The sequence below is a fragment of the Paenibacillus alginolyticus DSM 5050 = NBRC 15375 genome, from assembly GCF_000422905.1.
Lineage (GTDB): Bacteria > Bacillota > Bacilli > Paenibacillales > NBRC-103111 > Paenibacillus_E > Paenibacillus_E alginolyticus.
The window spans coordinates 1-11,331 of the sequence record NZ_KE383951.1; the positions used below are offsets into that span (position 1 = coordinate 1).

11 protein-coding genes are annotated in these 11,331 nt (G+C 44.8%); 3 read left to right on the forward strand and 8 right to left on the reverse strand.

The window, feature by feature from the left end; all coding sequences use genetic code 11:
- Positions 1-273 (reverse strand): helix-turn-helix domain-containing protein (locus G519_RS0140475; protein WP_029199377.1); only part of this gene is annotated, 273 nt, incomplete at its 3' end.
- Positions 274-613: 340 nt separating this feature from the next.
- On the opposite strand from G519_RS0140475, the gene G519_RS51010 reads away from it, so the two are divergent.
- The gene (locus tag G519_RS51010; protein WP_244280385.1) at positions 614-787 is read left to right on the forward strand and encodes a hypothetical protein; all 174 of its coding nucleotides are present in this window, start codon (positions 614-616) and stop codon (positions 785-787) included.
- A gap of 36 nt (positions 788-823) precedes the next feature.
- Positions 824-2,116: an arsenic transporter gene (locus G519_RS0140485; RefSeq protein ID WP_029199378.1), complete on the forward strand. Its 1,293-nt coding sequence runs from the start codon at positions 824-826 to the stop codon at positions 2,114-2,116.
- Between the two features lie 224 nt (positions 2,117-2,340).
- On the opposite strand, the gene G519_RS0140490 is transcribed toward G519_RS0140485, so the two are convergent.
- Positions 2,341-3,618, reverse strand: a complete 1,278-nt coding sequence (locus G519_RS0140490) for an adenylosuccinate synthase (RefSeq protein WP_029199379.1) — start codon at positions 3,616-3,618, stop codon at positions 2,341-2,343.
- Between the two features lie 126 nt (positions 3,619-3,744).
- On the opposite strand from G519_RS0140490, the gene G519_RS0140495 reads away from it, so the two are divergent.
- The gene (locus tag G519_RS0140495) at positions 3,745-4,629 is read left to right on the forward strand and encodes a LysR family transcriptional regulator (protein ID WP_029199380.1); all 885 of its coding nucleotides are present in this window, start codon (positions 3,745-3,747) and stop codon (positions 4,627-4,629) included.
- Positions 4,630-4,666: 37 nt separating this feature from the next.
- Here G519_RS0140495 and mnmH read toward each other — a convergent pair whose 3' ends face one another.
- The 6 genes from mnmH to G519_RS48355 form a co-directional block, all read right to left on the reverse strand.
- The gene (gene mnmH / locus G519_RS0140500) at positions 4,667-5,698 is read right to left on the reverse strand and encodes a tRNA 2-selenouridine(34) synthase MnmH (RefSeq protein ID WP_029199381.1); all 1,032 of its coding nucleotides are present in this window, start codon (positions 5,696-5,698) and stop codon (positions 4,667-4,669) included.
- 15 nt (positions 5,699-5,713) lie between these two features.
- Entirely contained in the window at positions 5,714-6,763 is a 1,050-nt protein-coding gene (selD, locus tag G519_RS0140505; RefSeq protein ID WP_029199382.1) for a selenide, water dikinase SelD, read from the reverse strand.
- A gap of 135 nt (positions 6,764-6,898) precedes the next feature.
- Positions 6,899-7,867 carry a ring-cleaving dioxygenase gene (locus tag G519_RS0140510; RefSeq protein WP_029199383.1) on the reverse strand — a complete coding sequence of 323 codons (969 nt, stop codon included), beginning with the start codon at positions 7,865-7,867 and terminating at the stop codon, positions 6,899-6,901.
- Between the two features lie 82 nt (positions 7,868-7,949).
- A complete protein-coding gene (locus G519_RS0140515; protein ID WP_029199384.1) occupies positions 7,950-8,672 on the reverse strand; it encodes an anti-sigma factor in 723 nt (240 codons plus the stop codon).
- A gap of 4 nt (positions 8,673-8,676) precedes the next feature.
- Complete coding sequence (locus tag G519_RS0140520; protein ID WP_029199385.1) at positions 8,677-9,243, reverse strand: sigma-70 family RNA polymerase sigma factor; 567 nt, start codon at positions 9,241-9,243, stop codon at positions 8,677-8,679.
- Positions 9,244-9,402: 159 nt separating this feature from the next.
- Complete coding sequence (locus tag G519_RS48355; RefSeq protein WP_051254206.1) at positions 9,403-11,085, reverse strand: hypothetical protein; 1,683 nt, start codon at positions 11,083-11,085, stop codon at positions 9,403-9,405.
- Positions 11,086-11,331 lie beyond the last annotated feature (246 nt).

An 11,331-nucleotide genomic window follows, 5' to 3' on the forward strand; every position in this document is an offset into this window, starting at 1 on the left:
CAGCAGCTCAATTTCAAGGTCCTTTTCTCCAAGCAGCTTAATGGCTGTATCCATCTTGGTTTCCAACTCCTGAAGGCGTTTAGAATCTTCTATACGCTCACTCACAGAAGGAAGGGATTCCTCACCAAATCTTTCTTTGTAGAACTTAACCCAGTTCGTGATCGTGCTAGGAGACACTGAATATTTACGTGCAAGATAAGATAACTTCGTTCCACTAAGTGCCTCTTGAGCTACCTTGATTCGTTGCTCATCATATAGGATATTGCTTTTCATACGTCTCATTCCCCCTCACCAATATTGTACCTTATTGCATATTGATGACTCCAATCTAATTAGGGGGCTTCAGAGACACTGTACAACTTGCGCTCATAATACGCCGATAAAAGCAAGTCTCACAAGCATCATAGTCATCCTTCTTCTTTAAAATAAAAAGCAAACTCTCCCATCATATATTCTAATCATCCTTCTTCCTTACAATAAAAAGCAAACTCCCCCTTATATACTTAGGTAATTATATGATAATTTAAAGTGAATTCGAAATTAAGAAAATGACAAAGAAACGAGCTTTGCGTGTGCGAAATTGTGGAAATCATGAACACCAGTCAGCCTACATATGTGGAAATTGAAGGACGGCGGCTTGGTTAAGGAAGCCAAGAAGGGGCAATGGGTCTATTATTCGTTAAACATTGACGATAAGACCTATTTGCATGTATTATTTCAATATTTGCCTTCTCAAAAAGAGAAGGTAGATCACATGTCATACGAGCAGCTGGATTGCTGCGACTAGCAGCTGCTTACTATTTAGGAGGTTTAAAAGGAACACATGGTTTACTTAGCAGTTATCATCTTTTTACTTACACTGACCTTCGTCATTTGGCAGCCTAAAGGGCTGAATATAGGGTGGTCCGCATCAGCAGGTGCCATTCTTGCACTGCTCTTTCAGGTTGTTTCTTTGAATGATGTTGTCACTGTGACTGGCATTGTGTGGAATGCGACTTTGACTTTTGTCGCCATTATTCTGATCTCCCTCATCTTGGACAACATTGGATTCTTTGAATGGTCTGCCCTTCATATGGCACGTATTGCCAAAGGGAACGGGAAAGTCATGTTCGTCTATGTCATCCTGCTCGGTGCCGCTGTTGCTGCACTATTCTCCAATGATGGCGCCGCGCTAATTCTAACGCCAATTGTTCTAGCTATGGTTCGTGCCTTGAAATTTCCAGATAAAATGATTCTGCCGTTCATTATGGCCAGCGGTTTTATTGCAGATACGACATCCTTTCCTTTCGTTGTGAGCAACTTGGTGAACATCGTATCGGCTGACTTTTTCAGTATTGATTTTGTCACCTATGCTAGCCGAATGTTTATTACAAGTCTAATCTCATTGGCTGCTAGTTTGCTTGTGCTGTTCCTGTATTTTAGAAAAGACATTCCTCAAAACTACGATGTCACTCAGCTTAAGCGTCCTTCTGATGCGATTAAGGATATTCAGCTATTCCGATTATCTTGGGTCATTCTTGGGATCCTATTAGCTGCTTACCTAATCAGTGGGTTTATTAAAATTCCTGTTTCCATCATAGCCGGGGTCGCTGCACTAAACTTCATTCTGATTGCCCGATCGAGCAAGGTGATTGAGACCAAAAAAATCATCAAAGATGCGCCATGGGCTGTCGTGATTTTTTCAATCGGCATGTACGTAGTTGTTTATGGATTAAAGAACGCTGGCTTAACCAATGCTCTTGGAGAACTAATTGACACCATTTCAAGACAAGGCTTGTTCGCTGCCACCATAGGGATGGGCTTCCTCGCCGCTATACTTTCCTCGGTTATGAATAACATGCCTACGGTTATGATTGATGCGCTAGCGATCAAAGGTACTCAAACAGAGGGCATCATTCGTGAAGCTCTCATCTATGCCAATGTCATTGGGTCCGATTTAGGGCCTAAAATTACCCCAATCGGCTCGCTCGCAACTCTATTATGGCTCCACGTCCTATCCAAAAAAGGTGTGAAAATCACCTGGGGGTACTATTTTAAAATAGGCATCATCCTTACGATCCCAACTTTGTTAATCACGTTAATTGGTCTGTACCTATGGTTAAACGTAGTTTCATAATCAACCAATAAGGAGATGTTCACTAGCACAACGCGAGGCTCTTGAGAAAATATTTAATAGATAAACATAATAACTAGACCGCTGAGCAATGATTAATTGCTTAGTGGCCTAGTTATTTTGTTATTTCTTAGCGCTGTTCATTCATTCAGCCCTCTCACTACTACTACGACTCCAAAAAGTGATATTGAGTCGCTCATCAGTTTTGTAAAGGGAGAATCAACACTCTATCTTTCAATAATTTGATCGCGTTTTGGCCCAATGGAGACCCAGCGAATAGGTACACCAATCAATTTCTCTATGTGAAGCACATAATTTTGAGCTTCAATAGGAAGATCGTTAAACGTACGAATATGTGAGATATCACACTTCCAGCCTGGCAGTTTTTCATAGACTGGCTCTGCTTGCTGTAGTTGTGGGGTATGCGGGAAATCCATGCTAATCACATTTTGAATTCGATAAGCGTTACAAATTGGAATCTCCTCCAGATAGCCCAGCACATCTAGATTGGTTAGGGCAACCTCGGTTGCTCCTTGTATTTGACAACCATATTTGGTCGCAACCGCATCGAACCACCCTACGCGCCTTGGCCTGCCGGTTGTTGCACCGAATTCTCCCGCATCCCCGCCACGCGTGCGTAACTCATGAGCGGCTTCGTCATGAATTTCGGATACAAATGGACCTTCGCCGACACAGCTTGAATAAGCCTTCGTTACAGCGACAACTTTCTTGATGGCATATGGAGGAACTCCTGCCCCAACAGCAGCATATCCAGCCAATGTCGATGAAGATGTTGTATAAGGATAAATCCCATGGTCTGGATCTCTGAGCGCTCCTAATTGTCCCTCTACTAATACCGATTGTCCTTGTGTTAAGGCTTCTTGAAGCAATGTTGTCGTATTGCACACAAATGGCTGAATAAATGCCGCTTGCTTCTGAACTTCATCAACAAGCAGATCGACATCCAGGGGAGCCTTTTTATATAAATGAGTGAGAAGTATATTTTTGGACTCCAATGCCCTAGTTAACTTTGATCTTAGATGACTTTCATCAAATAATTCGGATACTTGTATGCCAAGCTTCGCATATTTATCCGCATAGAATGGCGAGATCCCTTGCTTGGTGGACCCAAACTTCCTATCCCCTAAACGTTCCTCCTCCAACTCATCGAATAGAATGTGATAAGGCAGCACGACTTGCGCGCGTTCTGAAATACATAACTTAGGTACAGGCACGCCTCGTTTCACTAATTCATGAAATTCACTTTGGAGCTTCCCCATATTTAAGGCAACACCGGGTCCAATTACGTTCGTGGTTCCTGGATAGAAGACTCCAGAGGGAAGCATATGCAGCGCAAATTTGCCATAGTCGTTAATAATCGTATGCCCCGCATTGCTCCCTCCTTGGTACCTGACTACAAACTGGGAATGAACGGCAAGCACATCTGTTAATTTCCCCTTGCCTTCGTCGCCCCAATTCGCTCCTACAATAGCTGTAATCGTCATTTTATGATCACTCTCCCATTGAAATAACTCCCTACAACTAAGTATAATGACAATATTCATATTAAAAAAATTAATATTGCTAATATTAGATATTAATTCAATTGATATCAAGGGAGTGAACGAACTATGATTCACAACATGGAACTATATCAAGTCTTCTATATCACGGCCAAATCGGGAAGTCTATCCAAGGCAGCTGATGAACTATTTGTTACACAACCGGCTATTACGCATTCGATTAAACAATTAGAGACAAAACTGGGTGGGCAATTATTTTTCCGCACATCTAGAGGAGTGACATTAACAACGGAAGGTCGCGAGCTTTTTACCTATATTGAGCAGGCTTATCATTTCATACTTAATGGTGAAAGAAAAATTACGGAGATGCATCAACTTACGCATGGAGAGGTGAAAATTGGAGCCGGTGATACGCTTTGTAAACATTTTCTTTTGCCGCACCTTAAGCAGTTTCACGAGTCGTTCCCCAAAGTAAAGATACAAGTCACGAACAGAACTACTACCGAGACGATTACTTTACTAAAAGAGGGGAAAATTGACCTTGGTATCGTCAATCTCCCTATTGCTGACCCTCAAATTTCAATTCAGGAAAGTATCGTCATTCACGACTGTTTCTTAACAGGGGCTGCTTACAAGCAACTTGCAGAAACCCCCATTTCTCTTCAGAAATTACTTGAGCATCCGATTATCCTGCTTGAGAAAGGGAGCAGCACCCGCGCCTATTTAGATCATTTTGCTGAAGGGCAAGGTTTGTCCATGAAGCCAGAGATCGAGCTTGGAAGTGTTGATTTACTAATCGAATTTGCTAGAAATGGCTTCGGTATAGCTTGCGGAATCAGAGAGTTTGTCAATCAAGAGCTATTGGACGAAACGTTGTATGAAATTCAGTTAACAACACCTATCCCAGCCAGAAAGGTTGGTATTATTAAATTAAAGAGCACTCCCCTATCTGCCGCCGCTAACCATGTATATGATACTTTAAGACAAATGTGAAAAAACCTCTATCGAGGTTATTCAAAGATGCCGCCTTTTAAAACCCCGATAAATGGTTCTTCACAGCCTCTATAGCTTCCTTCCTATTTCCAGCCTTGATGACGATTCTGTCTTGTTCATATTGCTTCATCGCATGCTCATAGCGCGGGTCATAGTAATGCATCAGAAGCAGCCTAACGGCATTCTCATAGTGCTGTTCTTGAAGATTGATCTCAATTTCTTTGGCAATTGGGGTATGGATGCGGTTTTTAATATGCTTAAACGCAAGTAAAATATCCGATTGATTTTCGAAAGGTTTATAATCCTCGATAATATGCTGAACACGTTCTTCGATTGGCATTTCAATAAAAATCTGCGTAGCCGCTTCTTTTTTTCGAACGATAAACTCGGGAAGAACGACTTTGCCTATTCGCTTGCTTTCACCCTCCATTAAAACGTAAGGCGCGGATTCAAGCTTCAGCAATTGTCCGACCAGCAGGGACTCAAATGTCTTTTGGTTATGCGATTTCAAGCCAATCTCTCCAAAAATGGAGCCTCTATGTCCCGCCATCCCTTCAAAATCCAGGACAGGATAGCCCTCTTCTAGTAGACTGCGCAAAATAGCTGTTTTCCCGGTTCCCGTGTTTCCTTGAATAACGTGTGCAGGAGGCTTAAAATCTCCAAGCTGCTCAAGTGTACTTACAACCCACTTCCGATAGGCCCGAATACCTCCGGTCAACCGGTAAACTCGAATACCCATCAGCGACAACACGGTTGCTGTAGTTTTACTTCTCATCCCGCCGCGCCAGCAGAAAACGACCTTTGGTTCCTTAATTTGCTCGAAAGTCTTCACAAAAGCGGGCAGCTTCGCAGAAACGATCTCCAGCCCTCTATCCTTAGCTGCTTGCACGCTTACTTGCTTATATAGGGTACCTATCTCAGCACGCTCTGCATCCTCAAATATGGGAATATTCAAACTGCCGGGGAACGTGCCATCTTCAAATTCAGATGAAGAACGGACATCGATCGGAACGATCTCTTTTTTATTTTGCAGGGTTAGTAATTCTTCGATGGTGATGTCTTGAAACAATGGATTCTCGCTCCTTTAACTTACAACAATGCGTCCGGGATGTTCTGCCGTGATTTCGCCAATCAAGCTCGCTTCTACTCCGGCATCCTTCAGTTTGCTAAGTAATTCATCTGCCTGCTCCCCTTCTACCGAGATGAGGAGACCGCCTGAGGTGACCGCGTCGCACAAAATCCATTGGCTAATTTGATCCAACGATTCCCCAAAAGTGATCGATTCCTGGACATGAGCGAAGTTGTTCTTGGTACCACCAGGAACGAATCCTTCTTCGGCAAGCTCTCGCACTCGCGGCAATACAGGTACATCTTGCTCAGTAATGCGAATACCCACGCCGCTGCCTTTGGCCATTTCCAGAGAATGTCCCATTAAACCAAAGCCCGTCACATCTGTGCAGGCATGAACGTTATAAGGCTCCATTGTTTCCGCCGCCGTCTTATTCAGCGTTGCCATCACCTGCGTGACTCGCTGAATTTCTTCCTCATTCAGTCGATCCTTTTTGATCGAAGTTGTCAGTATACCTACGCCAATCGGCTTCGTTAAGATTAATTTATCACCGGGCTTAGCTCCTGCATTGGTACGGATCTTCCCGGGGTGCACCAATCCTGTGACAGCTAGTCCAAACTTCGGCTCGTTATCATCAATGGAGTGACCACCCACTAGTGTAATTCCTGCTTCCTGCATTTTATCGCCAGCGCCACGCAAAATATCGGCAAGCACCTGCTTGTCCAGCGTTTTAATCGGAAAAGCCACAATGTTTAATGCCGTTAATGGCTTACCGCCCATCGCATAAATATCACTGATGGCATTCGCTGCAGCCACTTGCCCGAATGAATAGGGATCATCCACGATCGGTGTGAAGAAATCTACGGTTTGAACGAGCGCCAGCTCTTCACTTAATTTATACACCCCTGCATCATCGCTGGTATCTATCCCAACAAGAAGATTGGGATTGGCAACTGTAGGCGGCAAAGATTTTATCACTTGAGAAAGATCTCCCGGACCGATTTTGCATCCGCATCCACCTTTTGTGGAGTAAGAGGTTAGTTTGATTTTATCCCCTGTCGTCATTTGGCATCTATCCCTTCATCATTTCAAGCTATTTATGTATGTATCCATGATAACCGATTTACCTCCATCTTAAAATAAAAACGAACATCTCTAATCCGTGAGCTTCATCACAGAGCAGAATGTTCGTTAATGGTATCAACGTTTCGTATGCAGCGACTTCAAGTTTGCTTCAATGGACACACGCTGGTTCTCTAAGAATGGCGGGAGAGAAAGCGATTCGCCTAGGGTTTCAAGGGGTTCATCCGTAGCAAAGCCCGGACCATCCGTAGCTAGTTCAAACAGGATGCCATTCGGCTCGCGGAAGTACAAAGACCGGAAATAAAATCGTTCTACGAAGCCTGAATTAGGCAACCCGGCTTTGTTAAGGATTTCCACCCAGGCTAACAGTTCTTCCTTGTCTTCAATACGGAAAGCAACGTGATGAACGCCGCCGCTGCCTTGACTTGATACATGGAGATCGCCGCGCGGCTCGACATGAACTTCAGCCCCTGACCCGCCTTCGCCTACTTGCATGACGATTATATCTTCTTGTCCTTCAGCCAGCGCCGGAATACGTTCTTTCTCTGTGAAGCCTAGCAAACGAAGCGCAGCCAGTGTGGATTCAGGTTTTCGTACGGTAAGCTTTACAGGGCCTAGTCCGGTGATGCCGTACGAGACGGGAACCGAGCTTTTCTCCCACGGCATCCCGCCTTTAACACCTGTATTATTTTCATCGGAAACAATGGCTAGCTGCTGACCTTCCGGATCTTCGAAAAAAATGACCTTTCGCCCCGCAAAATCCTCCACAGGGGAGTGCTTAACACCATGTTCCTTGAAACGGTTTATCCAATACGAAAGCGCTTCGTCATTCGCTACACGAAGGGAAGTACCTGAAATACTGCTTACCCCTGCAACATTAGGTTGGGCCCCGGGAAAATCAAAGAAGGTGAGCTCGGTTCCCGGATTCCCCTTTTCATCCCCATAAAACAAATGATAAGCCGTTGTATCATCTTGATTGACGGTTTTCTTGACCAGCCGCATGCCAAGCACCTCAGTGTAGAACTGGAAATTTGCTGCTGCATCCCCTGTCATCGCAGTTACATGATGAATACCTTTTACGTTCAAATCGATCCGTCCTCTCTAAACATGCTCAGACCTCTGATCAAACACAACTAGTAGTCTAACCGTAACCTATTCGTAATATGAACTACGAAGTGCCCAGAATCTTCTTCCCGCGCGGCTGCAAACCATTCGGATCCGGTTCTAACGTAACGCCAAAGGAGTCAATTTGGAAATCCTTCACCTTCACAGGGATGCTGTATGTCAGCACACCAGTGCCCTTCTCGTCTACACGGAGCGTCCCGCAATTGTATCGCTTCCCGCTTCGGTTATACCAAACTTGATACGCCCAATCCCCTTGGGTTTCCTTGAGACCTTGCAGATTAATGACCACGTTGTGGACATCGCCATTTTGCAGCACCCAAGCCGTACCAGAGGCTGTTGGCATCGTACTTTCAACGGATTTCAATTGAAACGTATGCACGATTTCTGCAGGTTGATTTAAGGAAGGGGTGGCTGAAAAGTTTTTGGGTTGTTGATTATTCCACCATGCGCCTACAACAAGGCCTAAGATAATGGCAGCAGCTCCGCCATACACCCATTTGAACGAACGTTTCTTCTTTTTCTTGATCGCCTTCAGTTGAGTCGGTTTAATAGATTGCATGACCTGTTGCTTCAAATCCGAGGGTACTTCTACTTCCTCCATCTCAAAAGGAAGCGCCTGCCAGACCTCCTGCAGCTCGCTTAATTCTTCCCGGCATGTGACACAAGTTCGCAGATGCCGTTCGAAAGCAGCGCGTTCCCACTCCGTACAGTCGCCTGTCAAATAATTGACAAGATAACTGCATTCCACAGTCTCCTGTTCTTTCATTACGTCATCCCTCCCTCAGTGATGTCAGATGCTTCCGAAGTATTTTCAACCCTTGATGCAAACGGCTTTTTATCGTACCAAGCGGCTCATTCGTTTGAGTCGCTATTTCGCTTAGAGAATAGCCCTGCCAGTACATCATGTCAATCAATTGAATTTGGCTATCCGACAAATGAACATATGCCTCTTGAATTTGCTCTCCTATCCATTTACGTGACATGACCGATTCTGGATCAGGATCACTCGAAATAAGCGTATGCTCCCACTCTCTGGGCTCAAATTGGATCACTTGATCAAGTCTGCGCTTCTTGCGTAAGCAATCAATGGTGATATTACGGGTAACCGTAATCACCCAGTTGACGAATGCACCTTTGCTTGCGTCATAGCCTTTTTCAGTGGTCCAAAGACGTGTGAAAACAAGCTGAACAATTTCTCTGGCCGCTTGCTCTTCCTTCATGGATTTCAGCGCAAATGAATATACCAGCTTCGCATAGCGATCGTAAAGCTCTTCTAAGGCAGGATGATGCTTAGCCATCACCAGCTTCATGAGCTCACCATCTGTTCGATTTCGCATAATTCGGTACACCCCGAGTCGAAATGAAGTTTATTATCTTTCTACCTTATCGCCAGCTAGACAACTTGGCAATAGCTTTATAGAAAAAAGAGCGCTCCAACTCAGCTGCATTTACCAGCATGTTGGAGCGCCATAAACTTGCAGAATCGACTGAGGCTGTTATCTTGCTGTAGTTTGAGCTGGATCGAGGACGAACCAGACTTTTCCTACATTTTGCCCAGTAGTATCGCCAGGGTTGTGATCTTTGATCCAGTAGTAAAGCGGCCAGCCTTTATATGTGCTTTGTTTCGTGCCATCGTTTCGAGTAAGGGTACCGAAATCGCTGCTAGATAGATCCGAGGAAACCGTAAGGCTCGCATCATAGAAGATCGGCCAGTTAACCAAACATTGACCTACGCAGGAGTTAGGGTCCGCTTTATCTTTTGTAAACAAGTACAAAGCCATGCCGTTCTGATCTACCAAATACGTGCCAAGAGCGTCGGATTTACTTGTTTTAACAGAGGTGTTCGCAGCTTTGGTGCCACTGAATTTGGCGGGATCAATCACATACCAGACTTTACCAACATCCTGGCCTAACGTGTCTCCCATTTTCTTATCATCTACCCAATAATACAGAGGGAAGCCTTTGTATGTCGTTTGCATTTTGCCATCTGCACGAATGAGAGTGCCGAAATCTGCTGAATTGACTCCCGTTGGAGGCGCAATATTAGGTGCGTAGAATAATGGCCACTTCTCCAAGCATTTGCCGGAGCAATTGCTGACACCTTTCGTGTCTTTATCATAGTAGTAAAGCGCCATGCCATTCGCATCTGTCAAATAGTTGCCTAGATCGGCTTTAGTGCCTAGCGCCACGCCGCCGTTCGAGGGTTTAATAACGAACCAGACCTTACCAACGTTATCTCCTGTGGTATCTCCGGCTTTTTGATCCTTAACGAAGTAGTATAAAGGCCAGCCCTTGTAGGTCAGTTGTTCTTTGCCGTCAGCACGCACGAACACTTTGAAATCTGCTGCGCTAAACTCCGCGGGAACCGTAAAGTTATTGCCGTTAAAAATCGGCCAGTTGGCCAAACATTGGCCCACACATGAGTTCACATCCGCCGCATCTTTAGTAAAATAATAAAGCGTCATGCCTTTGGAGTCCGTCAGATAACTACCCAACGTATCGCTTTGCTTCAAGCTGAGTTCTTCGTTCTTCAGCACATCGAGCTTCGTCGCACTGATTTTACCTTTATCCGTTAAATCGGCGCCTAGTGTTTTCACAGTACCTTTGATAGGCACCTTCAAAGCTTCGATAGTTGCTGTAGCGATATGTAAGTTTTTGAATTGCTTCACATTAGCAATCTTGGATAAGCCATTTTTCGAGGCAAAAGTAAATACGTTCGCGTAATCGAAATCCGTACCTTGCGTGTACCCTAGCGATTCCAACAGAACCTTATAATACTGCTGCGCAGTAATTCCTGATAGCGGTTCAAATTTATCGTCGCCGGTTCCTTGCCAGCCAAGGCTCGGGTTCGCTTTCAAATAACCTAGAATCGCTTGGTTTTCTTTAGAAACGCTGCTAGCATCCTTAAAGCTAGTAGTACCGGTGTAAGCTAAAGCTTCGGCTTCCAAACCTTTTAATCTTAGGGACATCACCGCGGCTTGCAGCCTAGTGGTTGGCTTGTTTAAGTATTCAGCCGTCAGCCCATTGCCCTCCCCTTGGAGGATACCCAGATCCCCTGCTATATCCGTTTCGGATTTGACCTTCAGAGGCTCAGCCGCAGCTGCTGATAGAGCCGTCACTCCCGCCATAAGACCCAGTAACACTAGGGAAGATACGAATACTTTTTTAAAATTACCCATGCTCAATTACTCCTCCTTAAATTTTCTATCTAAGGTAACGTCGCGGAGCTGCAAGCGGTTTTATGAATTGTGAGTGGCGGACAATTTATTTAAGCAAGATTACGTTAGAATGAAAAATGCGCGTTTTCCGAGCTTATTCATAGTCACTCCTCAGCGAAAGCTCCATTTCCGCGCTTTCACGCCCGCGCCTCACTTCCTGCCTCAGCCGTAAGCGCGGAAATCGACTTCTCAACCTTCAAACGCCCA